Here is a 26887-nt window from a genome sequence, read left to right as displayed (position 1 = left end):
TCCTCGACCCAACCTCACGTCGGCTTGCATTGGCCAGCGCCGGAAGGCATTTTCCCCCTGGGACCTGACGCCACCGACAATAACGGCGCCGGACCGGGGAGGGTTTGATGGCATTGACGGAATCGTACGTCGCAGGGCCGACTACGCCTGCGGTACGGGAAATGACGTTCGGCGATCTCTTGCGCAAGGCGGCCGAGGCCGCACCCGATCGTCTCGCCCTGATCGCGGGCGTACCCGATCCTGCGCTGCGACGGCAATGGACCTACGCGGAATTCTATCGGGAGGCGCAGCGCACGGCGCGCGCGCTGTTATCCCGCTTTCGGCCCGGCGAGCGCATCGCGGTCTGGGCGCAAAACATCCCGGAATGGATCATGCTCGAATTCGGCGCGGGCCTCGCAGGCATGGTGCTTGTCACCGTCAACCCCGCCTTTCGCGCCCGTGAGGTGGAGTACGTGCTGAAGCAGTCGCGCTCGGCCGGTGTCTTCGTCGTCGACGGCTTCCGCGGCAACCCCATGCTCGAGACGGTGCAGGCAATCGCGCCGAACTGTCCCGAATTGCGCGAAATCATCTGTTTTATCGACTGGAACGCCTTCATTGCCGCTGGCGATGATGAGAGCATCACGCTCCCCGCCGTCAGTCCCGACGATCCTGTGATGATCCAGTACACCTCGGGCACGACCGGCTTTCCAAAGGGCGCCCTGCTCCGGCATCGTGGGCTGCTGAACAACGGCGCCGACACCGCCGACCGGATGGGCGTCGATTCCGGCGACGTCTTCGTCACCACCATGCCGCTGTTTCACACCGGCGGCTGCGTCTGCTGCGTCATAGGCGCGGTATCGAAAGCGGCGACCCAGGTGCTGATCGAAGCCTTCGAGCCCGGCCTCGTGCTGGAAATGCTGGGGACCTATCGCGGCAATGCGATGCTCGGCGTGCCCACCATGCTGGTCGCGATGCTGGAGCATCCGACATTCGCAACGACCGATCTCTCATCGGTCAAGGCGATCTGCTCCGGCGGCTCGACCGTGCCGGCCTCACTGGTGCGGCTGCTCGAGGAAAAGCTCGGCGCGCCCTTCACCATCGTGTTCGGCCAGACCGAATGCTCCCCGGTCGCGGCGCAGACCCGCACCCATGACAGCGTCGAGGACAAGGCCAACACGATCGGCCTGCCGCTTCCCAACATGGAAACCAAGATCATCGACCCGAACACCGGCGAGACCGTGCCGGTCGGCACGATCGGCGAATTCTGCACCCGCGGCTATCACGTCATGATCGGTTACTTCGAAATGCCTGATGCGACCGCCGCCGCGATCGATGCTGACGGCTGGCTGCATACCGGCGATCTCTGCGCGATGGACGCGCGCGGCTACTGTACGGTGGAAGGCCGCCTTAAGGACATGATCATCCGCGGCGGCGAAAACATCTATCCGCGCGAACTTGAGGAGCTGCTGTTCAAGCACCCCAAGGTCGGCGAAGTCGCCGTGATCGGCCTGCCGCACGAGAAATGGGGTGAAGAGGTCGCGGCCTTCATCCGCCCCGCGCCGGGCGCTGCGATCGACAAGGAAGAGCTGATCGCCTACATGCGCGCCTCGCTCGCCCCACACAAGACGCCGAAACACTGGTACGTCGTCGACGCATTCCCACTGACCGGATCAGGCAAGATCCAGAAATTCAAGCTGCGTGAGGCGTGCACCAAGGGCGAGATGACGCCGGTCTAAACCGCTTCCGTTCACTGCAGAAACATTCGCCGTCGTCGCTACGAACGCATGGAGGTAATTTGCGGTGCAGACTACAATCGCTCCCTAACCCTTGAACGTCGGCTGCCGCGGATGGATGCAGTCCTTGAAATCCGCAAAGCCTTTCCACGCCGGTTCCGGCGCGTCCTGTCCGGCAACCGGCACATAGATCGACGGCTCGATCGCGCCCATCGTCGGAATGTAGCGCGGGCAATTCGGAAAGATCGCGCGCGCGGTGACGCGAACGATGAGCTGTGCGCCGACGGTTTCCGATAGCAGCGGATCGTTGTCGCTCACCCTGGCGCTGCCGTTGACGCGCAGCCGCCGCGGCTTGTCATGCATGGCAATGAACAGCAAACCGACATCGGCATTGACGAGGATGTTGCCGAGGCTCTTGAACATGCCGTTGCCGTCATAGTCGGGGAATGCGATCTCGGACGGACCGGTGATGCGCACGAAGCCCGGCGCACCGCCCTTGAACGAGCAATCGGGCCGGCCCCCGGCATCGGCGGTCGCCAGGAAGAAGTAGGGCAGGCTTTCGATGAATTGCTTGTCGTCAGCAGTAAATTCCCTGCGCATCAGCTTCTCTTCCAGCCGGTCCGAACTCCGGCGGCTGTCGAACCGATCCTGCAATTGTCGATTGCCTTCATGATACATGATGCTCTCGGTCATCCGGTACCCTCCTGCTATCAAGTCTCTGTGGCGTGCGAGGTCAGCACTTCGGGGTGGCGATCATAGTGCCCCATCAGCATATCACTCGTCCGCCTCGGAGTACGGCAATGGGCGGCGTCACCTGTCCGCGTGGCGACCCAACACGACCGGACGATAGCCTACCGGCTGTTCGCACTGCGCCTTACACGCCCGCGGGCCGCTCCTCCAATAGCCGCGCCAACTCAGCCGCCGTCACTTCGATCGGGCGGCCGCTGCGTTCGACGCGCGCCTGAATCAGCGCTCCCTGCATCGCCGACGTGCAGAGCACCGCAAGCGCCTCGGCGCGCGCCTTCGGATGGCCGTCGGCCACGAGCTTGTCCGACAGGATTGCCACGCGCGCCGCATAGGCCTTCCTGCCGGCCTCGGCTACCGCGCGCTCCCTTGGCGCAAGCTCGAGCAGAACGGTTGTGATCGGACAGCCATTGCGAAATCCCGAGCCTCGCATCCACCCCGCCAACAGCCTTGCATGCGCCCGCAACAGGTCGCCGGTCGAGCGGCATTCCTTCGCGAGCGCTTCGATGGTGGTTGCCACGCGGCGGCCTGCCTCCTCGACCGCAGCGACGGCAATCGAGGACTTTCCGAGTGGAAAGTAATGATAGAGCGACCCCTTCGGTGCGCCACTGACGTCGACGATATCGTTGAGGCCGGTGCGGGAATAACCTTGCCGCCGGAATAGTGTCACCGCGGCATTGATGATGGGCTGGCGATGCTTCGGAATGGCGGGCATGGCGTCCCCTTTTGATGCAGAGCAGACTATATTGATTGGTCTACATCAGCTTCCGATAGTCAAGGGCACGCAAAAGGGAGATGATGAAGATGACGCAACGCGTGCATTACCGGGTGGAAAACAGGGTCGCCCATATCGAACTGGACGACGGCAAGGTGAATGTCATGTCAGCCGCGATGCTGGCTGACATCGATTCGGCGCTTGATCGCACGGAAAACGAGGCTGATATCGTGGTGCTGCGCTCCACCCGACCAGAGATTTTCTCCGCCGGCTTCGATCTCAAGGTGTTTGCCTCCGGCGATATTGCGGGAAGCCTGGCGATGGTGAAGGCCGGCGCCGAGCTTGCCTTGCGGCTGATGCTGCATCCGCTTCCGACCATCGGCGTTCTGGAAGGCCACGCCTACCCCATGGGTACTTTCCTGCTGCTCGCCTGCGACGTGCGGCTCGGCGCGCATGGTCCGCACCGGATGGGTCTCAACGAAGTCGCCATCGGCATTTCGCCGCCCGGATTTGCCATCGAGCTCGCCCGCAGCCGCCTGCATCCGACGTGGTTGAGCCGCACCGCGGTGTTGGGAGAGATGTACAAGCCGGAAGACGCCGTTGCCGCAGGCTTTCTCGATCGTATCGTGCCGCAAGCCATGATCGACAAGACGCTTGGCGATACCATCGCGGCATTGCGCGCCATCCACGGGCCTTCCCACGCCACCGCCAAGAAGCGGCTGCGCCGATCGACCGCGGAAGCGATGCGGGCGGCGATCGAGCGGGAATTGACGATGGCGGCGTATGAAGCGAACAGCAAGGCGCGGACGGCCGTCGTGCTCCCGGGCGCCAGGAATTAGGCTGGAGTATCCATGATGCGGTCCCGGCTTTTGCCGGGACCTGACGTCGGACGCGGTGCTCTACTCCGCCGCGTCGCGCAGTTCGACGCGCTCGGCACGAACCGCGCAGAACTTGAATTCGGGAATCTTGCCGAACGGATCGAGCGCCGGGTTGGTCAACAGGTTCGCCGCCGCCTCCGCATAACAGAACGGCATGAACACCATGTTCTCGGGCACGTCGCGGTCGGAACGCACCTTGACCTCGACGGCGCCGCGGCGCGTCTGCAGGCGAATGAAATCGCCAGGCCAGACGCTGAGCTTGCGCATATCCTTCGGCGACATGAACGCCACCGCCTCCGGCTCGATCTGATCGAGCACGCTGGCGCGGCGAGTCATCGAACCGGTGTGCCAATGTTCGAGCACGCGGCCGGTGGACAGCACCATCGGATATTCGGCGTCGGGCAGTTCATCCGGCGGCACCACCTTGGCCGGCACGATCTTGCCGCGGCCGCTTTCGGTCGGGAAGCCCGTGGTGAAGATGATCTCGTTGCCCGGCTTGTTCGGATCGTCGACCGGATAGGTCACCGCGCCCTCGCGCACCAGCCGCTCCCAGGTGATATTCTTCAAGGACGGCATCACCTGCGTCATCTCGGTGAAGACATCGGCCGCGCCGTTGTAGTTCCACGGCAGGCCCATCCGCTTGCCGATCTCCTGGATGATCCAGAGATCCTGCCGCGCATCGCCGGGCGGACGGATCACTTCGCGCGCGAGCTGCACGCGGCGGTCGGTGTTGGTGAAGGTGCCGCTCTTCTCGGCAAACGCCGAGGCGGGCAGAATCACGTCGGCATGGAATGCGGTTTCGGTGACAAAGAGATCCTGCACCACCAGATGGTCAAGCTTGGCCAGCGCCTCGCGCGCATGCTGCAGATCGGGATCCGACATCGCGGGGTTTTCGCCCTCGATATACATGCCGGTGATCTCGCCGGCATGGATCGCATTCATGATCTCGACCACGGTCAATCCACGTACAGGATCGAGGTCCTGGTGCCAGAGTTTTTCAAACGGCTGGCGCAGATCAGTGCGTCCGACCGGCTGGTAGTCCGGCAGGAACATCGGGATCAGGCCGGCATCGGAAGCGCCCTGCACATTGTTCTGGCCACGCAGCGGATGCAGGCCGGTGCCGGGGCGGCCAACCTGGCCCGTCGTCAGCGCCAACGCAATCAGGCAGCGCGCGTTGTCGGTGCCATGGATGTGCTGGCTGATGCCCATGCCCCAGAAGATGATCGAGGCACGCGAGCGCGCATAAGCCCGCGCCACTTCCTTCAGCGTCTCGGCCGGAATGCCGCAGATCGCTTCCATCTTCTCCGGCGGGAATTCCTTGATGCGCTCGGCGAGCTCGTCAAAGCCCTCGGTATATCCCGCAATATATTGCTGGTCGGTCAGCCCTTCGGTGATGATGGTGTGGAGCATCGCGTTCAGCATGGCGACATCGCTGCCGGGCTTGAACGCGAGATGCTTCCAGGCGTGGCGCGACAGCGCCTGCCGGCGCGGGTCCATCACGATCAGCTTGGCACCGCGCTTGGCCGCGTTCTTGAGATAGGTCGCGGCGACCGGATGGTTCACGGTCGGATTGGCGCCGATCACGATGATGACTTCGGCGTCCATCGCGGCGGCAAACGGCGCGGACACCGCGCCAGAGTTCAGGCCTTCCATCAAGGCTGCGACCGACGAGGCATGGCAGAGCCGCGTGCAGTGGTCGACATTGTTGGAGCCGAAGCCGGTGCGCACCAGCTTCTGGAAGAGGTACGCCTCTTCGTTCGAGCCCTTGGCCGAGCCGAAGCCGGCCAGCGCCTTGACGCCCTTCTCGTCGCGAATTTTCACCAGGCCCTTTGCGGCGATATCCAGCGCCTCTTCCCACGAGGCTTCGCGAAAGTGCGTGAACGGATTGGCCGGATCGACCTGGTCGTTGGCATCCTTCCTGGCGTTGGCCAGCCGCACCAGCGGCTTGGTCAGACGATGCGGGTGATGGATGTAGTCGAAACCGAAGCGGCCCTTGACGCAGAGGCGGTTGTGGTTGGCCGGGCCGTCGCGGCCCTCAGCATAGATGACCTTCTCGTCCTTGACCTGATAGGTGACCTGGCAACCGACGCCGCAGAACGGGCACAGCGAATCCACCTTTTTGTCGGCATAAGTGACGCGGGTCTGCTTCTCGTCCAGCATCACGGACGGCATCAGTGCACCGGTCGGACAGGCCTGCACGCATTCGCCGCAGGCGACGCAGGTGGATTCCCCCATTGGATCGTCGAAGTCGAACACGATCTTGGCGCCGGCGTTGCGATAGGCCATGCCGATGACGTCGTTGACCTGCACCTCGCGGCAGGCGCGCACGCAGAGGCCGCACTGAATGCAGGCGTCGAGATTGACGCTCATGGCGGGGTGACTGGTATCGCTCGTCCACCGTTCGGCCGCTGGGAAGCGGCTCTCGGTGACCTCGACCTTATCGGCCCAGTGCCAGAATTTCGAATCGGGATCGTGCGAGGTCTCGCGGGCCGGCTGATCGGCGACCAGCAATTCCATGACCATCTTCTGCGCCGCGACCGCACGCGCACTTTCGGTCTTCACCTTCATGCCGACGCTCGGCGTGCGCTTGCAGGACGCAGCCAGCACGCGCTCGCCCTCAATCTCGACCATGCAGGCACGGCAGTTGCCGTCCGGCCGGTAGTCCGGCTCCGGCGAATAGCAGAGGTGCGGGATTTCCTTCTGGTGGCGTTTGGCCACTTGCCAGATGGTCTCGCCCGCGTTGGCCTCGACCTGTTGGCCGTCGAGTTCGAACTTGATCTTGGTCATTCCGCGGCCTCTTTCGGCACGAATTCTTCCGGAAAATATTTAATCACTGACGTCAGTGGATTCGAGGCGGCTTGTCCAAGCCCGCAAATCGAGGCGTCGCGCATCGCCTGGCTCAATTGATCGAGCAGTTCGCGGTTCCAGACCGGCCGCTGCATCAAAAGCGCTGCCTTCTGGGTGCCGACACGGCACGGCGTGCACTGGCCGCAGCTTTCATCCTCGAAGAATTTCATCAGATTCAGCGCCGCATCCCTCACGCTGTCCTGCTCGGACAGGATGACGACCGCGGCCGAACCGATGAAGCAGCCGTATTTTTCCAGGGTGCCGAAGTCGAGCGGGATGTTGTCCATCGACGCCGGCAAAATGCCGCCCGATGCGCCACCCGGAAGATAGGCGTGGAAGGTGTGGCCATCGGCCATGCCGCCGCAGAACTCGTCGATCAGCTCGCGCACGGTGACGCCGGCCGGCGCCAGCTTCATGCCGGGATTTTTCACGCGTCCCGACACCGAATAGCTGCGCAGGCCGTGACGGTCGTTGCGGCCGTGACTCTTCCACCAGTCGGCGCCCTTCTCGACGATGTCGCGCACCCACCACAGCGTCTCGATATTGTTGATCAGCGTCGGCAGACCGAACAGGCCGACCTGGAACGGGTACGGCGGCTTGTGCCGGGGCAGGCCGCGCTTGCCCTCGATCGATTCGAGCAGCGAGGATTCCTCGCCGCAAATATAGGCGCCCGCACCCCGCCGCATGTGCAAGACAGGCCCACCCGGCGGCAGCTTCGCAATTTCGCGCGTGAGGATTTCGCGCGAGGCCGGATATTCGTCTCGGATGTAGATGTAGACGTCGCTCGCCTCGACCACATGCGCGCCGATCAGCATGCCCTCGATGAAGCGGTGCGGATCGGTCTCGAGGTAATAGCGATCCTTGAACGTCCCAGGCTCGCCCTCGTCGCCATTGATGGCCATCAGCCGCGGGCCGGGCTCACCCAGCACCGCGCGCCATTTGCGCCCGGTCGGAAAGCCCGCGCCGCCGAGCCCGCGCAGCGAAGCGTCGTCGAGCGCCTTCAGGAGCTCTTCCCTGCTCATTTCGCCGGAGCGCAGGCGGTTGAGCAGCTTGTAGCCGCCATCCGCGATATAGGCGTCATAGTCAGTATATTTGGGCAGATCCGCGTGGGTGTCGCCGGCCTTCGCGGCGGCGAGCACGTTCGCCACGGAAGCATAATCGACGAAGTGATGGCCGACTTCCGCGGCGGGCGCCGTGTCGCAGCGGCCGACGCAGGGCGCGCGCACCACGCGGATGCCGGGGCCTGCCTTGTCCTGCAGATCATGCAGCAACTTTTCCGCGCCCATCATGGCGCAGGTCAGTGAATCGCAGACCCGAATGGTCAATGGCGCGATGTCGGGCGCGCCCTCCTTCACCACGTCGAAATGCGCATAGAACGTCGCGGTCTCGAACACTTCCGCAAACGAGAGCTTCATCTCATCGGCCAGCGCCGCCAGATGCGCCGCCGAGATCTGGTGATACCTGTCCTGGATCAGGTGCAGATGCTCGATCAGCAGATCGCGGCGCCGCGGCCGGTCGCCGAGCAGGAGCTCGATCTCATGGGCGGCGGTGGGATCGACCTGGCGGCCCTTCGGCGTTGCCTTGGCCCGTTTCCGTCCCGCGCCAGGATGATCGAACGAGCGGACTTTTTGTAGGTCGTGTACGTCGTGATCCATCGAAACGGTCTCGTTCCTGCCGGTCTGCCGGCCAACTCTAGTCCGTGGCATGCCAGATGCCAAGAGGTTTGTCAGATGTTTAGGGCAAACACAGGCCGCGAGCTTTCGATCCTATCCGGGCCCGGAGCAACCACGTTCGCTTTGCCTGATCCCTGAATGAGAACGCGAATTTGGCTCGGAGATCAATAAAGCCGTCTCATGCTGCGATTGCGAATGCGCATTGATCTGGGTTTCCGATTACCCGATTTGAATTCGACATCGCATCTGAATGCCGTCGCGGAACGCGCGTCCCGCGACGGCCAGAAGAGTCAGAGGATCTTGACGGCGCTTTCCAGCGTCTTCCACACGCCCCAGGCCAGGGGAATGCCGACGAACGCCCAGAACAGCGCGGCCTTGGCGTCGAGCCCGCCAAAGCCGATGCCGTAGGAACCTGACGGTCCCGAGCTGCCGGCATTCGCTGTCGCCGCCTGCAGCTTGGCGACCTCGGCATCGCTCATGTGCCACTTCGCGTCGACCGGCTTGATCAGATAGTTGCAAATCAAGCCCGCGATCAGCATCGCACACAGTATATACATCGTGGTGTTGTAGAGCTGGTCGCGCGGCACGCCGGCGGCAAGCTGGAACTCGCGGATGTAGTTTACGACTACGGGACCGATGATGCCCGCCGTCGACCACGCGGTCAGCAGACGGCCATGGATAGCGCCGACGAACTGTGTGCCGAACATATCGGCCAGATAGGCCGGCACGGTGGCGAAGCCGCCGCCATACATCGACAGGATAATGCCGAAGCCGAGCACGAACAGAAGTTTTGAGCCCATCGCCGCAAATGTCGGCGCCAGCGCGTAGAGCGCGATGCCCAAAATGAAGAACGTATAGTACGTGTTCTTGCGGCCCATCTTGTCCGACAGCGAGGCCCAGAAGAACCGGCCGCCGATGTTGAACAGCGAGAGCAGCCCGGCAAAGCCGGCCGCGATACCCGCAATCGTCGCCTTCTGCGTGGCGTCGAGCTGGTTGAAGCCGACGTCGGGCAGTCCGATCAACTTGCCGGCGAAGATTTCCTGCAGCATCGGCGAGGCCATGCCGATCACGCCGATGCCAGCCGAGACGTTGAGGCAGAGCACCCACCAGATCAGCCAGAACTGCGGCGTCTTGTGCGCGTCCTTCAGGTGGACGTGGTTCTGCGAGATCATCGCATTGGCCTTCGCCGGCGGCGTCCAACCCTCGGGCCGCCAGCCCGCCGGCGGAATGCGATAGCGAAAGGCGCCGATCATCATGAACACGAAATAGATCGCGCCCATCGCGATGAAGGTTTCCCAGGCGCCGACCGAGGTCGGCGACCTGAAATAATTCATCAACAGGTTCGCCAGCGGCGCGCCGATCATGGCGCCGCCGCCAAAACCCATGATGGCCATGCCGGTCGCCATGCCGCGACGGTCCGGAAACCATTTCACCAGCGTCGACACCGGCGAGATGTAGCCGAGGCCGAGCCCGATGCCGCCGATGACGCCGGAGCCCAGCCACAACAGCCACAGTTGATGGGTGATGATGCCGATCGCGCCCAGCACGAGACCGCCGCACCAGCACAGCGCCGACACAAAACCTGCCTTGCGCGGTCCGACGCGCTCCAGCCAGCCGCCCCAAATCGCGGCGGAGACGCCAAGCAGCACGAAGAACAGCGTATACATCCAGCCCATGCTGGCGACTTTCCAGTCGCAGGTGGTGGTGAACAATTCCTGCACCAGCGTCATGTCGGGGCAGGCCTTTGGCGCCGTCACGCCGATCGCGCGCGACAGCGGCAGCCAGAACACGCTGAAGCCATAGGCCATGCCGATGCAAAGATGGATGCAAAGCGCCGCCGGCGGCACCAGCCAGCGGTTGAAGCCGGCTGTCGCAATCGTTCGCTCTTTGTCAAGGAATCCTGTTCCTGCGCCCGGGATGCTCCCGGCGCTACTGATTGTTGTCATCGCTATTTCCCCTGCGGCCCAGTCTTGAACTGGGCCTCTGTTTTACTGTTTTCCGTCCGTCATCTTCGGCCGCGCAGTGGAACAGCCCCATCCGCTGTTCCATGCGATTCCGCTAACGCGCGGAATTGACCCGCGCATTCGAGAACATCCACCCTGATGCTTTTGATTATGTTCGCAGCAATGCCGGCCAATTGAGGTGAGATTTTGCCGGCATGATTGCGCGGGCGACAGCTCAACTCGACTGCGCACCGCTGGTTGACGCCCTCCCTTTTCACCTTGTCGAAAAGGAGTGAGCAATCCATGTGCCAAATGGCACGATGCCGGAGATCAATGACTTGCGGGTGACCATCGTGCCGCTGAAGACAAAATGTCCGGACCTGCCGGACAAAATGTCCAAATCAGTCGTAATCAATCCGCCTCCGGAAGCCACACGCGGAACGTACTTCCCCGGCCGACTTCGCTCTCCACCGTAATCTGGCCACGCTGGCGCTTGATCAGGGTCTGGCTGATGGAAAGACCAAGGCCGGTTCCATCGCGGCGCTTTGTTGTAAAGAAGGGATTGAATACCCTCTCCACGACATCCGCATCCATGCCGATTCCCGTGTCGGCCACCTCGATGACAATGCCGGTCACGCCGTCGCGATCGGCATCGAAGGATCGAAGGGTCAGCGTTCCGCCATCCGGCATGGCGTGGATCGCGTTGACGATCAGGTTGATCAGCACCTGCTGCAGTTCGGTGCGATTCATCAGGACCAGCCGGCTCGCGCGGTCTTCCCGTGTAAGCTTGATTTCGGTCTTGTTCAGGAGATGCTGCACCAGTGGCAGGCAGTCCGCCACGACGGCGCCAGGCGCATGACGCTCGATATAGCCGGCATATTCCTCCGGCCGCGCAAACTGCAGGAGCTTGGTGACGATCTGGCTGATGCGGTGGATCTGCTCGTCGACCAGGCGGAACTCGACCTTGGCCTTTTCGACGTCGGCACCGATCACGCTGCGGATGACGTCGAGATTGCCCTGCATCACCGCGATCGGGTTGTTGATCTCGTGGGCAACACCAGCCGTGATCTCGCCGATGGCGGCGAGTTTTTCCGACATGATGAGCTGCTTGGTGGTCGCCTCGAGCTTCAGATTGGCGAGCTCGAGCTCGCGGGTCCGCTCGCGTACCCGCGCGTTCAACTCCTCGTTCCACGCGCGCAACTGGCGATCGCGCTCCTGGATCTGGTCCAGCAACGTATCGAGGTGGAACGCCACGCGGCCGATCTCGTCGCCAGACGCTGGCAATTTGGTCCGCGCGGAGAGATTACCGCTCTCCACTTCGCCGATCGTCGCGGTGACGCGTTCGAGCGGCATGAAGATCGATTGCGCCCAGCGCAGGAAGATCGGTACGGTTGCCGCCGTGATCACGATGAACGCGAGCGCGATGATCAGGAGTGTTTCGAGCTTGGCATCGTTGAACGGCTTCTGCAGAAATCCGACATAGAGCATGCCGACACGCTTGCCGTAGGTGTCGACGAGCGGCTCATAGGCCGAGATGTACCAGTCGTTGACGACGAAGGCGCTGTCCAGCCAGGTGCGCCCCTCGCCCATGACTGCTGAGCGAACCGCCGCCGACACCCGCGTCCCCAACGCGCGGCGTCCCTCGAACAGCCGGACATTGGTCGAAATCCGTACGTCGTCCAGGAACAGTGTCGCCGTTCCCTGGCTTCCTTCTGGCAGGCTTGCCGCGCGATAGACGAGGTCGTTAATGGTATCGATGAATTCCAGATTCTGGTTCAGCAGAATGCCGCCAACCAGCGCGGCTGGTCCTCCTCCAGGCGCCGTCGCGCGGCTCGCGGCATGCACCACCATGCCATGGGCTTCCGTGCTGCGATCGGTCGGCACCGCATTTGGCGTCGGCACCAGGTCGAGGCGCGCGCGCTCGGCAAGCGCAGGCGAAATCGCCGCAAGTTCGTCGTTGGTAAAGATATCGATGCCGGTCGCCGGGGATTCGCTTGACAACGCCGAAGTGATGATCGGCCACTCGGCCCTTGGCGCTCCCTTGAGCGCGGGTGACGAGGCGATGACCTTGCCACCGGCATCCATCAAATAGAGGAAGTCGAGGCCGATCTCCTTGCGTGACTGTTCGAGCAACGTCTCGACGGCCGAGAGCGTTTCCTGCTCTTCAACTTCACGGAAGCGGAACGAGAGGCTCAACCCGCGAATCTGCACGCCGGTCTTTTCCAGAATGCGGGCCAGATATTGGTGGGCGATGGTAAGATCGCCGTTCACCTTCGAAATCAGCGTGGCATCGAACCGCGCGTTCCAACGATAGATGGCGACCCCCAGCAGAAGCGGCAGGATGACCAGCATCGGCAATAGTGCAATGGCGAGCAGCCGAAAGCGGACGGATCGCCCGCGCACCGGCGCTTCCATGCTGCTCGTCCGGTCAGCCATTCCATAACGCGAGTTTGCGATCGATGGTCTTGCGCGAGATGCCGAGCCGCCGCGCCGCTTCTTCGCGGTTGCCGCCGGTTTCCTTCAGCACCGAAAGAATGTGCCGGCGCTCCAAATCCGCCAGACTGTCGGCGGTGGCGGGCTGCCCATCGTTTCGCGGGCCGGCAAAATCGTCCGGGAATGCGCCGAGGATCAAGGTGCGCTCGATCAGGTTGCGCAACTCGCGCACATTGCCGGGCCAGTCGTAGCTCGCCAGTGCGGCGCGGACCGCGCCGTCGATAGGAACCGGCGGCATGCCGAGCTGCGTCGAGAGCTTGTTCATGAAGATCGTAGCAAGCTCCTGCACATCATCGCCGCGGTCCTTCAAGAGCGGCAGACGAATCTGCATCACGTTCAGGCGGTAATAGAGGTCGGCACGAAAGCGTCCCTTCTCGACTTCCTTCTGTAGATCGGCATTGGTCGCAAAGATGAAGCGAAGGTCGACCGGGACTTCGCGTTCGGAGCCGACCGGACGGACGCGGCGGTCCTCCAGGACACGCAGCAGCTTGCTCTGCATCGGTAGCGGCAGTTCGCCGATTTCATCGAGAAACAGCGTACCGCCATGCGCATAGAGGAACAGGCCCTCGCGGCCGCTATCCGCGCCGGTGAAGGCGCCCTTGATGTGGCCGAACAGCTCGCCCTCGATCATCTCGGGCGGAATGGCGGCACAGTTCACCGGCACGAACGGCTTATCGGCGCGGTCGGACAACGAATGTATCGAGCGCGCGGCAACTTCCTTGCCGGTGCCGGATTCGCCGGTGAGCAGGATCGAGGTCGGCAGCGGGGCGACACGCGCAATCGTTTCGCGCACCGTACGGGTGGCCGGCGATGTCCCGACCAGATTGTCGCGCAGGAATGTGCGATCCGATGAAGCCCGCAACGCATAGCGCAGCACGTAGTTCTCGCGCTGCAGTTGCAGGCGATCGAGGCAGCGCGCGACCGCGTTGAGGATTTGGTTCGAGCGAAAAGGTTTCAGCACGAAATCGGCAGCACCTGCGCGCAGCGCCTGAATTGCGGTGTCGAGATCGGCATAGGCCGTGATGAGGATGGCATCCGCAAAGAAGCCGACGGCCCGCTGCTCCGCCAGCCAGTCGACCCCATTCTTGCCCGGCATGATGTTGTCGAGGATCACGACATCGAACCGGTTCTTGTCGAGCTTGCGCGAGGCTTCCTCGGTGTCTGCCGCCTCTTCCACATGCTTGCAGCGCGGGCCCAGCGTGCGCATCAGAAAATTGCGCATCCCGGGCTCGTCGTCGATGATCAGGATCGAGGCCTGCGCCAGCGCACTGAATTCGGGACCGCTGGCCGGCCGGCCGATTCTGGCCGGGTCATTACCCGCGGGAAGCCCCACCGCTGCGCGCGCTTTCGATGTCGGGGAAGTCATGGGCGAGTTTGTAGGGCCGATTGCGGCACCCGGCAATCGCACGCTCTAGTGATCCTCGACCTGGAGGACTTAGACATTCGCCTTTTCTATCGGGCGATTTGCCTTTTCTATCAAAAAAACAATGCGCGTTTCGACGCGTTCGGTGATCTCGACCTTGTCGCCGGTCTCGCGGATCAGGTTAGGAATATCGATCACCGACAACGGATCGGTGCAGTGCACCTCGAGGAAGTCGCCGGGTGTGATCGTCTTCAGCGCTTTGCGGGTCTTCAGCGCCGGCAAGGGGCATTTGAGGCCGGTAAGATCAAGTTTGGTGGTGGTCATGTTGCGACCATGGCGAAACGGGAGTGTGCCGTCAACGGATGGCTGGCAGGCGGCTTCCCTGCGATTTCCTACAGCAAACTTGCATATGACAGAAAGCCGACCGCCTGGCCGGGCTCGACCAGCGCGACCTGTTCACCGAGTTCGACCAGGCCATCGGTGTCGACCAACGAGGACAAGAGCCCCGCTCCTTCGCGCGGAAACTTGACCGCTTCGAGCGCACCGTCGGCGGCCCTGCGCAAGGTCACGCGCACATATTCGCGGCGGGCGATCTTCTTCTTGTAAGTGAAAGCGGCGCGAACCGGTATCGGAACCAGCCTCTCCTGTATCGCGCCCGAAAGCGCCAGGATTGTCGGTCGCACCACGTGAACGAAGGTGACGAAGCTGGCCACCGGATTGCCGGGCAACCCGATAAAGGGCGTGCCACCGATAATGCCCATCGCAACCGGACGTCCCGGCTTGATTGCCATCCGCCACAGCACGAGCCGGCCGACGCTCTCGACGCTCGCCTTGACGTGATCTTCCTCGCCGGTCGAGACACCGCCGGTGGTGAGGATCAGGTCGTGCGCGGCGGCCACCTCCTGCAGCGCGCGAGCGAGCGAGGCGCGGTCATCCCCGATGATGCCGAGATCGCTGACCTCGCAGCCGAGCCGCGACAGCATTGCCATCAGCATGAAGCGGTTGGAATCGAACAATTGCGTCGCAGCGCGCATCTCGCCCGGCGAGGCAAGTTCATTGCCGGTGGAAAATACCGCAATGCGCAGGCGTCTGACCACATTGAGCTCAGTCAGACCGAAGGCTGCGGCGAGCGCAACGTCCTGCGGCCGCAGCCGCTGACCAGCCTTCAGCGCCGCAAAGCCTGCGGGAATATCCTCTCCCGCAGGTCGCACATTGGCGCCCGGTTTGAGGCCCGCAGGAAGCACGACCTTGTCGCCTTCGACACGGACGTCTTCCTGCATGAACACGGTATCGGCGCCCTCGGGCATCGGTGCGCCGGTAAAGATGCGCATCGCCTGACCCGGCTTGAGTGGCGCAGATGCGGCGCCACCCGCCTGGACGCGGCCGGTAACCGGAAATGCCTGCTCTTCCTTCTGCGGCAGGTCGCGGCTCGACACCGCATAACCGTCGACGGCCGAGTTGGTGAAGGGCGGCAGCGGTAACGGCGCGAGAAGTTCGTGCACGAGAATACGGCCATCGGCGCGCGCAAGCGGGACCGTCTCGACGTCCACGACCGGCGTCACGCGCGTAGCAATGAGACCCACGGCCTCATCGACCGACATCATCGGGCCGCCAAAGGCAAAGCAATCGTCGGACAATTGCGCCATGTGCCTGATCAGCCCTCAGCTTCGCATTTGGCCAGCACGTCTTCGAGCGAAATCGCCGATTTCAGCATCATCGACGTCACCGCCTCGATATCGTCGAGATGGGCTGTGGGCAGCGCAGTTTCAACCGCCGTATCGGCCGCAATTCCGACAATGCCGGGATCGTCGGGGAACATCAACGGCTTGCCGTTGGCAGCGCGATAGACCTCGATCTTGCGATGCGGCTCGCGCTTGAATCCCTCGACGACGACGAGATCGACCCGCGACATCTTCGCCAGCAGTTCCGGCAGTCTCGGCTCCGCGTCGCCACGCAACTCGTGCATGAGAGCCCAGCGCTTGCTGGAGGACACCAGCACTTCGGCCGCACCGGCCTCGCGGTGCCGCCAGGAATCCTTGCCGGGCACGTCGACATCGAAGGCATGATGGGCGTGCTTGATCACGGACACGCGCAGGCCCTGTCTTGCGAATTGCGGGATCGCCCGCGTCAGCAAGGTGGTCTTGCCGGCGCCGCTCCATCCGGCGAGGCCTATCACTTTCATTGCGTTCTCCGCTGCCTTGGCCAGGACCGGGCTAGGCATTCTCCAAGTGTGCTTTATATCGGCTGGAAGCCGTTGTCATGCTAACCTGCGTCCTATGATGAAAATGGAAAAAGCCCCCGCCCCCCTGATCGTGCCGAATCCTGAGGATCCGCGGTTGACGGAGCGGGTTGCCGGGACCGACCAGACCGGCGCGGCGGTCGAGATCCGGGTGCCGATGGAGCGACCGCTGACGCTCTATCTGAACGCCCAGGAGATCGTCACCATGATGACGATCGGCGACTACCCCGAATATCTGGCGCTGGGTTACCTGCTCAACCAAAACATGCTGAAATACGATGACGTCGTCACCGAGGTTGAGTATGACGACGACCTGCAGGTGGTGGTGGTGCGCACCGAGCATCACACCAACTTCGAAGCGAAACTGAAGAAGCGCACGCAGACCTCAGGCTGTGCGCAGGGCACCGCATTCGGCGACCTGCTCGAAGCGGTGGAAAGCGTGGCACTGCCGAAGGCCGAGTTGCGCACGTCGTGGCTCTACGAGATGACCCGCACCATCAACACCATGCCCTCGCTCTATCTGGAAGCCGGCGCGATCCATGGCTGCGTGCTGTGCAAGGAAGGCCGGCCCATCTGCTACACCGAGGACGTCGGCCGCCACAACGCCGTCGACAAGATAGCGGGGTGGATCTACCGCCATGGCGTCGATCCCGCCGACAAGATCCTCTACACCACGGGCCGGCTCACCTCGGAAATGGTGATCAAGACGGTGCGGATGGGCATTCCCATCCTCGTCTCGCGCTCCGGCTTCACCGCCTGGGGCGTCGAACTGGCGCGGCAGGTCGGTCTGACGCTGGTCGGACGCACGCGCGGCAAGCGCTTCATTGCGCTGTCGGGACAGGAGCGGATCGTGTTCGACCAGAACCTCGACTATGTCGAGGAGGAATCCGCACGGCACAAGCGCAAGGGTGAAGAGCGTGACGAGTAATATTCCAGGCGTGCTGCTCGCCGGCGGCCTTGCGCGGCGGATGGGCGGCGGCGACAAGCCGATGCGCGCGATCGGCGGCCGCACCATCCTCGATCGCGTGATCGCGCGGCTTGCGCCGCAGTGCGACGGCTTGATCCTCAACGCCAATGGCGATCCGGCGCGCTTTGCGGCATTCGGCCTGCCAGTGATCGCCGACAGCGTCGCCGATTTTCCGGGACCGCTCGCAGGGATCCTCGCGGCACTCGACTGGACCGCGAGCAACCGGCCCGACGTAAAGGTTGTGCTCAGCGCCGCCGCGGACTGTCCATTCCTGCCACGCGATCTGGTGTCGCGGCTCCATGGCGCGCTCGAAGCGGAGAAGACCGAACTGGCCGTTGCCGCCTCCAATGGCCAGTCGCATCCAGTGATCGGATTATGGAGCGTGAGCTTGCGCGAAGAGCTGCGTCATGCGCTCGTCGTCGAGGACATCAGGAAGATCGACCGCTGGACCGCGCGCTACCGGCTTGCCACGGTGACATGGCCGGTCACGCCGCTGGATCCGTTCTTCAATGCCAATACCATGGATGACATTGCGGAAGCCGAACGGCTGGCGGCGCTGGACGGCGGTTAGGCTTCGTACCCCGGCTCTGCGGAGCAGCGTTACACGCTGCACGGCGTCCGGGACACGTGCCACCATCGAAAATCTACGCCGCCAGCGGCACGGTCCAGGCGTCGTAGCCATAGACCCAGTCGGCATCGGTCTTGCCGCTGAGCCACGTATTGGCGCGCGAAGTCGCTTGAATGCGCGCCGTCCGCGCCTTGCGCGTCGCCTCGAACCGACGAAATGCATTGGCAACGCCTTCCCGCTCCACGCCGTCGAGACAGCGCGAGAGCACGGCAGCGTCCTCGATCGCCATCGCTGCACCCTGCGCCATGTAGGGCGTCATCGGATGGCAGGCATCGCCGAGCAGCGTGATGTTGCGATCCGTCCATCGTTTCAGCGAATTGCGATCGACGATCGCCCATTTGTGGACGTCTGGGCAAGCCGCCAATACCTGTTCGACTTGACGGTGGAAGTCCGCGAACGCTTTGCGCAACTCCCTCACATCGCCCTTCGCTGACCATGATTCGATCCGGAAGTCCGGCTCCGGCGGACTGGTGACGAGATAGATCTCACTGCGATCCGGCTTGACATAATAGATGACGATGTGGCGGTCCTCGCCCCACCATTTGGTGCAGTCGTCGATCCTTTCGCCGCCGAGCAGCGCAGCCGGATAGGTGGTACGGTAGGCGATCCGCCCAGTGAAGTTCACCGCCGAGACGCCGAACAGAATGTCTCTCACGACCGAGTGGACGCCGTCGGCGCCGATCACAGCGTGGGCGACGGCGGTCGCGCCATTTGCAAAGACCAGCCGGACGCCTTCGCCGCTTTCCTCCAGTCCGATAAGTCTGTGGCTGAGCTTGATGCATGCATCGGGAACGGCGCCGGCGAGCGCCGCGTGAAGGTCGCCGCGATGCGCCAGGAGATAAGGCGCTCCGAATTTCTGTTCGGCGCTCTCGCCGAAGATCATGTCGAACCTGACTTCGCCGGTGCGCCAGTCGCGGTTGTTCCAGGAACGCGGATAGAAGGATTGCGCGCGCAGCCTTGCCTCCAGTCCAAGGGTGCGCAGCACCTTCATGGCGTTGCAGCCGATCTGGATGCCGGCCCCGATCCGCGCGAACTGCGTCGCCTGTTCGTAGACGGTGACGTCGATACCCACCCGTCGCAGCGCCGCGGCGGTCGCGAGCCCACCCATGCCGGCGCCAACAATCGCAATCGACAGCGGTCTTGCCATTCCGATCCCTGCCCGAGCCGTTTCTGTTGACGGCTTCTCGCTTCGCGAACGCTTCAGGCCGGCCGAAAACCTGCCTGCGCCAATGCCGCGCGGCCGGCCTCCGACGCCAGCGCGCCGAGAAAGGCCTGCACGGCCGGCCTTTGCTTGCGTGCCTTCACCAGCGCGAAGTCATAATGCTCTTCGGCAAAGGGAATGAAACCCAGGTTCGATGCATGCGCGACCGGCGCAATGGTCATGCCCCAGTCGGCACGGTGCTGGGCAACGGCTGCTGCCACCGCATTGTGCGAGCGCGGCTGATTCCAGTAGCCCTCCGGGCGAGCGCCGCCAAGCAGCCGGTCGATCAAAATACGCGTGCCGGCGCCCTGGTTGCGGTTGACCATGATGCAGGCGGGTTCGGCGAGTGCGGCGCGCACCGCCTCCTCCACATCCAGCCCTTCGAAACGCCGGTCACCCCTGCGGAATGCGATGCCCTGCATGCGCCGCCAGCCCGGCACCAGTTCGAGCCCGTCGCTGAGATACGGCGTGTTGTAGGTCCCGGTCTTCTCGTCGAACAGATGGATCGGGGCAAAGTCGCATTCGCCGCGCTTGGCGGCTGCGAGGCCGCCGAGGCTGCCGACGGCGATCGAGCGCACGATAAGTCCGGCATGCGCCAGCGGCGCGGTGACGAGATCGAGCCCGGTGCAGTGGCTGCCGATGATAACGAGATCGGACACCCGCACATGCGGCGTGAATAGCGTGACCTCGGCCGCGCTGCCCGCCGGCATCTGGTCGGCCAGCGCGTCGATCCGAAGAAAGCCGTCCGCCTGTGCAAAGGAGGTGATAGCGCCGGAGCCTTTTCCCGTGGGGTACGCGATCAATCCATCCGCGCCTTCGACCAGCGACACCATGACGAATTCGGTGCGGCCGAGCTCGGAGGCGATCCGTACAGGAACGCGTGCATTGACCTTGGCATCCGAACGCGGCGGCAGGCCCGCCATCCGCCGCAACACCGGCACGATCATGTCATGGAAGGTGAACATCGCCGACGTCGGAAATCCCGGCAGGATGATCACGGGCTTGCCGTCGCATACCGCAAGGCATAGCGGCTTGCCGGGTTTCAGCGCCACGCCATGGGCGATGATGCCGGGCTCGCCGAGCCGACCGATGATACGATGTGACACGTCGCCCGCGCCTTTGGAGGTGCCGCCTGACAGCACCAGCATGTCGCTCGTTGCGAGCGCCTCGCGCATCGCGGCTTCAAGCTGCGCCTCGTCGTCCGGGATGGCGCCGAGAAAGCGGGCCTCGCCGCCGTTCTCCGAGATCGCCGCGGTGACGATCGCACCGTTGGTGTCGTAGATCGCAGCCGGCCGCAGGGCTTGGCCGGGCTGCACTAGCTCGTCGCCGGTCGAGATGATGGCGACGCGCGGCCGGCGCGCGACGGTCACATCCGCGATGCCGCAGGCCGCCAGCATGCCGATCTCACGCGAGCCGATGACGGTGCCGGCGCGCAGCAGCGCCTCGCCGCGGGCGACGTCGGAGCCTGCATAGGATACAAATTGTCCGGGCGAAGCGGCGCGGCGAATGTCGATAGCGCGATTTCCTGCCGTTTGCGTATGCTCGACCATCACGATGGCGTCGGCCCCGCGCGGCACCGGACCGCCGGTCGCGATGGCCGTGGCTGTTCCCGACAATACCGGCCGCGTTGGCGCAGTGCCGCAGGCGATCTCCTCGTCGTTCAGCATCACACAGACCGGCGTAGCCTCGCCGGCAGCGGCGAGATCGGCCGAGCGCACCGCGAAGCCATCGACATTGGAGCGATCGAACGGCGGTACGTCGATCGGCGCCACTACGTCCTCGGCAAGCGCGCAGCCGAGTGCGTCAGCGAGCGAGCGCTGCTCGCGCGCGATTGCCCGCGGAAACAAGGCGGCTTCGAAACGCGCCAGCGCATCCTCGCGCGACAGGATCGTCAGGAACTGCTCCTGCTCGCTGCTGTCGCGATCTCCGGGCGAAAGCGTGTTGGTCATTCCTGCACTCACATCATTCCCGCAACATATAGGCAGCGACTGGCGCGCCAGCCGCAAATCCTTCCGAGCCGCCGGGCACCACCAGCCAGGCTTCGGCGCGCGCGATCGCCTCCAGCGACAATTCGCCGACCGCCAGTGGGATCCACATGTCCTGCTTCCGCTCCACGAGCACGATCTCGGCGAGGCCGACGCAAGATGCAATCTTGCGCATCATCGGCAAATTGAATGTTTGTCGCACGCCTCGCCCGGCGAGCTGATCGACTGCGGGAAGCGCCAGCGTCCACCATGCCGCAAGGGCCTGATCCGGCGCGCCCGGCAGCACTACGGCAGGCATGTTGCCGATACGCCCGACGGCCGACGTGCGGCCGGGCTGCAGGGCAATGCCATGGACGAGAACTTCGCCACGCGCAGCCAATGCCGTCACCGCCGCATCGGCGCGCCCGACTCCGGAGCCGCCAACGATCAGCAGCAGGTCACACGCGCTATCCTCCAGCGCCGCGCCAATCGATCCTGCATCGCGGCCCGCGGCGGTGAAGGATGTAGTCTCGGCACCTGCGGCGTGTGCGCTGTCCGCGATCAGATCCGCCGTCATGTTGCCGCCGGGCACGTTGACGATGCGGAGCCGCGGGCGCCGGACTTTCAGTCGCGCCAATCCAGCCGCCCGCGCCACCAGGAGATCGCGCGGCAGCACGCGCCGCCCAATCGCGACGAGGCTGCCCGCAGCGATATCGCTACCCGCCCGGCGCACCCCCTGCCCCGGGATCGCTTCCGCCAGCACCTGTGGCAGCGGGCCTGACACATCGACGGAATCGGAATCGAGCACGCAATCGCAAGCCTCGGGAATGGCATCCCCGGCTTCGACCCAAACCGGTGGCGCCGCCAAGGGCAGCGGCGAATAGGAAGATGCGCCGACGAGATCGCGCGCACAAAAAACGTAGCCGTCCGCCGCCGCGGTATCGCGCGGCGGATAGGCCTGGAGCGGCGGCATCCCGGCGGCGATGCAACCCAGTGCTTCCTGCAGCGTTAGTTCCACCGGCCCAACCGGGTCCACGCCATTGAGCAAGACATCGAGTGCCGCATCGAGCGGTGTCAGCGAGATCGGCAGGCGTTGGGGCGAGGTCATGGCCCCGGCTATGCCCTGAATCCGACCGGAAATAAACAGAACCGGTCTGGCGGCACTGCAATACATATAGATGAACAGCGTTGACGCGGTTCCGAAATAGTTGCAAATGAGACCAATAGGGGATCAACCGCCTGCGAAAAGCCTACGGCCAACGCGCCGATTCCAGGGGAGAAAACAGGGATGTTCGCCAGGGACCTATCCAGGCTGGGAATACTCGCGGCCGCGATGCTGGCATCGACCACAGCGCTTGCGCAAATCTCGGACGACGTCGTCAAGCTCGGCGTTCTCACTGACATGAATGGCCCGGCGGCCACGGCGACCGGCCAGGGCTCGGTCACGGCCGCGCAAATGGCGGTGGACGATTTCGGCGGCACGGTGCTGGGCAAGCCGATCAGCATCGTCGTCGGCGATCACCAGTTGAAGCCGGATATCGGCGGCGGCATCGCGCGGCGCTGGTATGACGTTGATCAGGTCGACGTGATCCTCGACGTTCCGGTTTCTGCGGTCGGGCTTGCGGTGCAAAACATCACCAGCGAGAAGAAGAAGCTGTTGATCGTGCACTCGACCGGCACCGCAGACTTCCATGGCAAGCTCTGTTCGCCACACGCGATACAATGGGTGTTCGATACCCGCGCGCTGGCGGTCGGCACCGCACAGGCCGTGGTGAAGCGCGGCGGCGATAGCTGGTTCTTCATCACCGACGACTATGCGTTCGGCCATTCGCTCGAGCGCGACGCCTCGAGCGTCGTCACCGCCAATGGCGGCAAGGTGCTGGGCTCGGTGCGGCCGCCGCTCGCTACGCCTGATCTGTCATCCTTCGTGCTGCAGGCGCAGGCTTCCAAGGCCAAGATCATCGGCATCGCGGCGGGGCCGCCCAACAACATGAACGAGATCAAGACCGGCGCCGAGTTCGGCGTGTTCAAGGGCGGGCAGCAGATGGCGGCCTTGCTGGCGCTGATCACGGACATTCATTCGCTGGGATTGCCGGCGGCCCAGGGCCTGTTGCTGACGACCTCGTTCTACTGGGACATGGACGACAAGACCCGCGAATGGTCGAAGCGCTATTTCGCCAAGATGAACCGGATGCCGACGATGTGGCAGGCCGGCGTCTATTCCTCGGTCATGAGCTATCTCAACGCCATCAAGGAAGCCGGCACCGATGAGCCGCTGAAGGTGGCGGCGAAGATGCGCGAGAAGCCGATCGAGGATTTCTTCTCCCGCAACGGCAAACTGCGCGAGGACAATCTGATGGTGCACGACCTGTGGCTGGTGCAGGTCAAGAAGCCGGAAGAATCCAAATATCCGTGGGACTACTATCAGATCCTCGCGAAGATTCCCGGCGACGAAGCGTTCGGCCCGCCCGATCCGGCGTGTGCGATGGCGAAGAAGTAAGTAAGCGAATGGCGAGTGGCGAATAGCGAGTGGTAAGCAGCGAACTTCTATTCGCTACTCGCTATTCGCTATTCGCCTCTCATTTCACCACCCCCGCCTCCCTAAAATACCTCATCACGCCGGGATGAATCAGCGCCGCATTCGGCGCGGCAGCAACCGTGTTCGCCGCCGTGGTCTCGCAGGCCTGCGGCAGCTTCTTGCAGAGCGCAGCTTCCGCCGCGTGCAGCGTGCGTGCCAGCCGGTAAGCGACGTCGTCGGGCAGGCTCTCGCGCGCCAGCACAAAGCTCCAGGAGCCGACGGAATCGATCGCCGTCGGCTGATTCGGATAGCTGTTGGCGGGGACCGTCAGCGGTTTGAGGAACGTATGCTTGGCACGGACGCGCGCGATCTCGCCGGCGTCGGGCGCGATAAAGCGCGCACCGCCCGGTGCCTGCGCCATTGCCGCAAAGCCGGGCCAGCCGACGCCCGCGCCCCACAGCGCGGCGGCGCGGCCGTCCTGCACCATGGCGGGGCCGTCGCCGGCGCGATCGAGATAGATCGACTTGAAATCCTCGTCCTGCTTCAGCCCGATGCCGTCGAGGATATAGCGTGACAGGATCGGCAGGCCCGAGCCCTTCGCGCCGAAAGCGACCGGCTGGCCGACCAGATCTCCGATCGTCTTGTAGGGGCTGTCCGCCCGCACCACGAACATGCCGGGGCTGGAATACATCGCGGTGAGGATTTTCAGTTTGGTCGGCGTCCGCCCGATGCCCATGAAAGCCTCATAGGCGGGCTCGCCCGCCACCAGCGCGATGTCGAGCTGGCCGGATTCCAGGAGCGGGATGTTTTCGTTGGAGCCTTTGGTGTTGCGCGGCTCGATCGACAGCGCCGGATCGGCGGTGTTCATCACCTCCGCAAACGCATTGCCGTAAACCGGGAAGCCGCCCCCCGGTGTCGCGGTTCCCAGGCTGATCGTGGTCTTGGTAATGGCCTTGCCTCCCTCCTGCGCCGCAGCGGTGCCAGCCAACAGCAGCAGGCCGGCCCAGGCGATCCCAGCGAGTTTCATTGTTGGCCTCAAACGTTCGGTGACGATGATGCGAGGAAGGTTGTAAGCAAGGCCAATAGCCTGTGAAAGCACGTTTTCGGCCCAGAACCCGTCATTGCCGTATCGCTGTCATGCCTGTAAACGATGGCGGCACCGTTGCCGGCCGCCCTCCCCCGCGGCCGCTCCGCGGCGGGGCCTGTAGCTCAATGGTTAGAGCCGGCCGCTCATAACGGTCTGGTTGCAGGTTCGAGTCCTGCCGGGCCCACCAGCCTTCGCGACGCGAGCGGAAGCTGCCGCGCCGAAACCCTCAGGGCGCAGGCGGACCGGACCGCTCCCGACCAAAATATCGAAAACAACCCCATGCAAAGTAGCGTGACCGTTGCCGCCACGTGTTACCGAGGACATTGACACGTCGGGCAAATCAGCGGCAAAGGAACATCACCCGCGATCGACTGTCTGCACCTGTTAACCTCGGCGACGGCAAATAATTGCGGGACCTCGATCCGACAACAGGCCCTCCGCCGTTCAATCGTGGATTCGGCTGCGTTATCGAATGCAAGGACGAGCTTAAGCCCTTTGTGCTCACCTGATCGCACGGCCCATGGGAATTCGATCTGCCGCTCTGAAAAATCGAGTCAGTTCCCTGATCCGCTAGAGGTATGGTATTTCGGCCTGCTTGCTCCGAGGGATGAGCCGATGCCTTTGGCTTCAAGAACCGCCGTCGAGGCAAGGCGCGAGTTCGTTGCTCCCGCTCAATTGCCCGATGCACACGCGAGGCGAAGATAGCCTATCTGACGCAATCGTCCGGAGGTGTTTTTCCCGCAAAACGATCCGTCATCCAGTTCACCGCCGCCATCGTGCTCGCTTGGGCGGCGCGGGCGTGGCCGATACCGGGCAGCTTGACCATCCTGACCTTGCTGCCGGCCTTGCACAGCTTGTCCATATAGGCCTGGGTAACCGCGGGCTGGATGATCTCATCGTTGGTCCCCTGCGCCAGAAAGATGGGTATCTCAGGGGAGAGCACGCCGGTGCTGTTCTGTTCGAGAAGCGAGCGCCACGGTTCGGTCTTGGTCGGATCTTGCACGGTCAGGAAATATTGCTCGAGTGGTCTCCCTGTCCTCTGCCTGACGATCAAATCGAAAGGCCCTTCGATGCATTCTTGCGCCAGCCTGTCGATTGCGCGCATGGCGCGCGGGTCGATGACGCTATCGATGGCGGCTCCGTAGACGCGGTGCCACGACCATAGCGTCATCGCGGTGATGTTCTTGCCGCCGATCGAGTTGATATCGTCACTCATCAGCTTCGCAAGATCCGTCGCCGGCGCCGCCGCCGCGACGCCGAGAAGCCTCAGCTCAGGGGCGTAGGCGTTTGCCAACATCCCAGCGAAGAGCGCGGCTTGCCCACCTTGCGAATGTCCCCACACCGCAAAATCCTTGCCCTCGCCTGCGCGGGGAAGGGCACGTGCCGCGCGCACGATATCGATCACGGCGCGACCTTCACTCTCACCCACGAGATAAGGATGCGGGCCCGGCGTGCCGAGCCCCGGATAATCGGTCGCCGCCACGACGAAGCCACGGGAGACCATCGAGCGAAGGCCCTGGATCTGCTGAAACAGAAAAATGGCGAGCGACGGGGCGCAGCGCGGGACGATGCCGGATGTGGGATGTGCCCAAGCAACGATCGGACGACCGCCGGACGGGGGCGCACCTTGCGGGACGATGACGACGCCTGACACAAAGATCGGCCGGCCATTCAGCCCGGTCGACCGATAGAGCACGCGATAGGTAGAGGCGCCGAGCGGCGCACCGTCCATCGGCTCCTGCCGCACCAGGGTGCCCGGTGCACCGGCGAGCAATGATTCCGGCGCATCATAAAATGCCGTCTGGGCCGACGCTATTTGCGCCAAGCCAAAGATCGCTGCGGCGACGAGCGCATTTGGCATCCATTTGCGTCGCCAGCGGCCGACGGAATTGAAGTATCGCATGGTCCAGCTCAC

General features: G+C 63.6%; 20 protein-coding genes and 1 tRNA gene. 6 read left to right on the top strand and 15 right to left on the bottom strand.

All coding sequences use genetic code 11. The features are described from left to right. The first annotated feature begins 107 nt into the window (after nt 1–107). Nucleotides 108–1715: an AMP-binding protein gene (locus HCN50_RS27425; RefSeq protein WP_171713015.1), complete on the top strand. Its 1608-nt coding sequence runs from the start codon at nt 108–110 to the stop codon at nt 1713–1715. Nucleotides 1716–1799: 84 nt separating this feature from the next. On the opposite strand, the gene HCN50_RS27420 is transcribed toward HCN50_RS27425, so the two are convergent. Together HCN50_RS27420 and HCN50_RS27415 are read right to left on the bottom strand one after the other, a co-directional pair. Further along, on the bottom strand, nt 1800–2405 hold the full coding sequence (locus tag HCN50_RS27420; RefSeq protein WP_210265119.1) for a pyridoxamine 5'-phosphate oxidase family protein: 606 nt from the start codon (nt 2403–2405) through the stop codon (nt 1800–1802). A gap of 181 nt (nt 2406–2586) precedes the next feature. After that, nucleotides 2587–3171 carry a TetR/AcrR family transcriptional regulator gene (locus tag HCN50_RS27415; protein ID WP_171713014.1) on the bottom strand — a complete coding sequence of 195 codons (585 nt, stop codon included), beginning with the start codon at nt 3169–3171 and terminating at the stop codon, nt 2587–2589. A gap of 89 nt (nt 3172–3260) precedes the next feature. Between HCN50_RS27415 and HCN50_RS27410 the strand changes: the two genes are divergently transcribed. Next, nucleotides 3261–4010 carry a crotonase/enoyl-CoA hydratase family protein gene (locus HCN50_RS27410; RefSeq protein WP_171713013.1) on the top strand — a complete coding sequence of 250 codons (750 nt, stop codon included), beginning with the start codon at nt 3261–3263 and terminating at the stop codon, nt 4008–4010. 60 nt (nt 4011–4070) lie between these two features. Here the strand turns inward: HCN50_RS27410 and fdhF are convergent, their stop codons facing one another. From fdhF to mobB, 8 genes are all read right to left on the bottom strand, one after another. Further along, nucleotides 4071–6836 (bottom strand): formate dehydrogenase subunit alpha, encoded by a 2766-nt coding sequence (fdhF, locus tag HCN50_RS27405; RefSeq protein ID WP_171713012.1) that lies wholly within the window; start codon nt 6834–6836, stop codon nt 4071–4073. Further along, a complete protein-coding gene (locus tag HCN50_RS27400; protein ID WP_171713011.1) occupies nt 6833–8551 on the bottom strand; it encodes an NADH-ubiquinone oxidoreductase-F iron-sulfur binding region domain-containing protein in 1719 nt (572 codons plus the stop codon). Before HCN50_RS27400 ends, fdhF begins: the two co-directional genes overlap by 4 nt. Before the next feature lie 308 nt (nt 8552–8859). After that, entirely contained in the window at nt 8860–10515 is a 1656-nt protein-coding gene (locus HCN50_RS27395) for an OFA family MFS transporter (RefSeq protein WP_171713010.1), read from the bottom strand. A gap of 408 nt (nt 10516–10923) precedes the next feature. Then, nucleotides 10924–12948, bottom strand: a complete 2025-nt coding sequence (locus HCN50_RS27390) for a sensor histidine kinase (protein WP_171713009.1) — start codon at nt 12946–12948, stop codon at nt 10924–10926. Further along, entirely contained in the window at nt 12941–14371 is a 1431-nt protein-coding gene (locus HCN50_RS27385) for a sigma-54-dependent transcriptional regulator (RefSeq protein WP_171713008.1), read from the bottom strand. The genes HCN50_RS27390 and HCN50_RS27385 overlap by 8 nt, the downstream gene beginning before the upstream one ends. 69 nt (nt 14372–14440) lie before the next feature. Continuing rightward, entirely contained in the window at nt 14441–14692 is a 252-nt protein-coding gene (locus HCN50_RS27380; protein WP_171713007.1) for a sulfurtransferase TusA family protein, read from the bottom strand. A 68-nt stretch (nt 14693–14760) separates the two neighbouring features. Then, on the bottom strand, nt 14761–16014 hold the full coding sequence (locus HCN50_RS27375) for a molybdopterin molybdotransferase MoeA (RefSeq protein ID WP_171713006.1): 1254 nt from the start codon (nt 16012–16014) through the stop codon (nt 14761–14763). Between the two features lie 8 nt (nt 16015–16022). Further along, complete coding sequence (gene mobB, locus HCN50_RS27370; RefSeq protein WP_171713005.1) at nt 16023–16550, bottom strand: molybdopterin-guanine dinucleotide biosynthesis protein B; 528 nt, start codon at nt 16548–16550, stop codon at nt 16023–16025. A gap of 94 nt (nt 16551–16644) precedes the next feature. Between mobB and HCN50_RS27365 the strand changes: the two genes are divergently transcribed. Then, entirely contained in the window at nt 16645–17535 is an 891-nt protein-coding gene (locus tag HCN50_RS27365; RefSeq protein WP_171713004.1) for a formate dehydrogenase accessory sulfurtransferase FdhD, read from the top strand. Next, on the top strand, nt 17516–18145 hold the full coding sequence (mobA, locus tag HCN50_RS27360; protein WP_376700328.1) for a molybdenum cofactor guanylyltransferase MobA: 630 nt from the start codon (nt 17516–17518) through the stop codon (nt 18143–18145). Before HCN50_RS27365 ends, mobA begins: the two co-directional genes overlap by 20 nt. Before the next feature lie 73 nt (nt 18146–18218). Here the strand turns inward: mobA and HCN50_RS27355 are convergent, their stop codons facing one another. From HCN50_RS27355 to HCN50_RS27345, 3 genes are read right to left on the bottom strand one after another with little or no spacing between them, the layout of a single operon-like run. Beyond that, entirely contained in the window at nt 18219–19349 is a 1131-nt protein-coding gene (locus HCN50_RS27355; RefSeq protein WP_171713002.1) for an FAD-dependent monooxygenase, read from the bottom strand. A gap of 53 nt (nt 19350–19402) precedes the next feature. Next, nucleotides 19403–21352, bottom strand: coding sequence for a molybdopterin biosynthesis protein (locus HCN50_RS27350; RefSeq protein WP_171713001.1), 1950 nt, complete (start codon nt 21350–21352; stop codon nt 19403–19405). A gap of 13 nt (nt 21353–21365) precedes the next feature. Continuing rightward, on the bottom strand, nt 21366–22475 hold the full coding sequence (locus tag HCN50_RS27345) for a molybdopterin-binding protein (RefSeq protein WP_171713000.1): 1110 nt from the start codon (nt 22473–22475) through the stop codon (nt 21366–21368). 180 nt (nt 22476–22655) lie between these two features. On the opposite strand from HCN50_RS27345, the gene HCN50_RS27340 reads away from it, so the two are divergent. Next, a complete protein-coding gene (locus HCN50_RS27340) occupies nt 22656–23867 on the top strand; it encodes an ABC transporter substrate-binding protein (RefSeq protein WP_171712999.1) in 1212 nt (403 codons plus the stop codon). Nucleotides 23868–23946: 79 nt separating this feature from the next. Here HCN50_RS27340 and HCN50_RS27335 read toward each other — a convergent pair whose 3' ends face one another. Next, nucleotides 23947–24912: a TAXI family TRAP transporter solute-binding subunit gene (locus HCN50_RS27335; RefSeq protein ID WP_171712998.1), complete on the bottom strand. Its 966-nt coding sequence runs from the start codon at nt 24910–24912 to the stop codon at nt 23947–23949. A 171-nt stretch (nt 24913–25083) separates the two neighbouring features. On the opposite strand from HCN50_RS27335, the gene HCN50_RS27330 reads away from it, so the two are divergent. After that, a tRNA-Ile gene (locus tag HCN50_RS27330) sits at nt 25084–25159 on the top strand. Between the two features lie 519 nt (nt 25160–25678). On the opposite strand, the gene HCN50_RS27325 is transcribed toward HCN50_RS27330, so the two are convergent. Then, nucleotides 25679–26875, bottom strand: coding sequence for an alpha/beta fold hydrolase (locus HCN50_RS27325; RefSeq protein ID WP_235977231.1), 1197 nt, complete (start codon nt 26873–26875; stop codon nt 25679–25681). Nucleotides 26876–26887: the final 12 nt, after the last annotated feature.

Origin of the sequence: Bradyrhizobium archetypum, assembly GCF_013114835.1 — a bacterium.
GTDB lineage: Bacteria > Pseudomonadota > Alphaproteobacteria > Rhizobiales > Xanthobacteraceae > Bradyrhizobium > Bradyrhizobium archetypum.
This window is presented reverse-complemented; position numbering and strand designations above follow the sequence as displayed.

What these genes read in the sequence shown, in the direction of transcription:
- HCN50_RS27425 (WP_171713015.1), top strand. Translation starts at nt 108, where the DNA reads ATGGCATTGACGGAATCGTACGTCGCAGGGCCGACTACGCCTGCGGTA.
- HCN50_RS27420 (WP_210265119.1), bottom strand. Translation starts at nt 2,405, where the DNA reads ATGACCGAGAGCATCATGTATCATGAAGGCAATCGACAATTGCAGGAT.
- HCN50_RS27415 (WP_171713014.1), bottom strand. Translation starts at nt 3,171, where the DNA reads ATGCCCGCCATTCCGAAGCATCGCCAGCCCATCATCAATGCCGCGGTG.
- HCN50_RS27410 (WP_171713013.1), top strand. Translation starts at nt 3,261, where the DNA reads ATGACGCAACGCGTGCATTACCGGGTGGAAAACAGGGTCGCCCATATC.
- fdhF (WP_171713012.1), bottom strand. Translation starts at nt 6,836, where the DNA reads ATGACCAAGATCAAGTTCGAACTCGACGGCCAACAGGTCGAGGCCAAC.
- HCN50_RS27400 (WP_171713011.1), bottom strand. Translation starts at nt 8,551, where the DNA reads ATGGATCACGACGTACACGACCTACAAAAAGTCCGCTCGTTCGATCAT.
- HCN50_RS27395 (WP_171713010.1), bottom strand. Translation starts at nt 10,515, where the DNA reads ATGACAACAATCAGTAGCGCCGGGAGCATCCCGGGCGCAGGAACAGGA.
- HCN50_RS27390 (WP_171713009.1), bottom strand. Translation starts at nt 12,948, where the DNA reads ATGGCTGACCGGACGAGCAGCATGGAAGCGCCGGTGCGCGGGCGATCC.
- HCN50_RS27385 (WP_171713008.1), bottom strand. Translation starts at nt 14,371, where the DNA reads ATGACTTCCCCGACATCGAAAGCGCGCGCAGCGGTGGGGCTTCCCGCG.
- HCN50_RS27380 (WP_171713007.1), bottom strand. Translation starts at nt 14,692, where the DNA reads ATGACCACCACCAAACTTGATCTTACCGGCCTCAAATGCCCCTTGCCG.
- HCN50_RS27375 (WP_171713006.1), bottom strand. Translation starts at nt 16,014, where the DNA reads ATGGCGCAATTGTCCGACGATTGCTTTGCCTTTGGCGGCCCGATGATG.
- mobB (WP_171713005.1), bottom strand. Translation starts at nt 16,550, where the DNA reads ATGAAAGTGATAGGCCTCGCCGGATGGAGCGGCGCCGGCAAGACCACC.
- HCN50_RS27365 (WP_171713004.1), top strand. Translation starts at nt 16,645, where the DNA reads ATGATGAAAATGGAAAAAGCCCCCGCCCCCCTGATCGTGCCGAATCCT.
- HCN50_RS27355 (WP_171713002.1), bottom strand. Translation starts at nt 19,349, where the DNA reads ATGGCAAGACCGCTGTCGATTGCGATTGTTGGCGCCGGCATGGGTGGG.
- HCN50_RS27350 (WP_171713001.1), bottom strand. Translation starts at nt 21,352, where the DNA reads ATGACCAACACGCTTTCGCCCGGAGATCGCGACAGCAGCGAGCAGGAG.
- HCN50_RS27345 (WP_171713000.1), bottom strand. Translation starts at nt 22,475, where the DNA reads ATGACCTCGCCCCAACGCCTGCCGATCTCGCTGACACCGCTCGATGCG.
- HCN50_RS27340 (WP_171712999.1), top strand. Translation starts at nt 22,656, where the DNA reads ATGTTCGCCAGGGACCTATCCAGGCTGGGAATACTCGCGGCCGCGATG.
- HCN50_RS27335 (WP_171712998.1), bottom strand. Translation starts at nt 24,912, where the DNA reads ATGAAACTCGCTGGGATCGCCTGGGCCGGCCTGCTGCTGTTGGCTGGC.
- HCN50_RS27325 (WP_235977231.1), bottom strand. Translation starts at nt 26,875, where the DNA reads ATGCGATACTTCAATTCCGTCGGCCGCTGGCGACGCAAATGGATGCCA.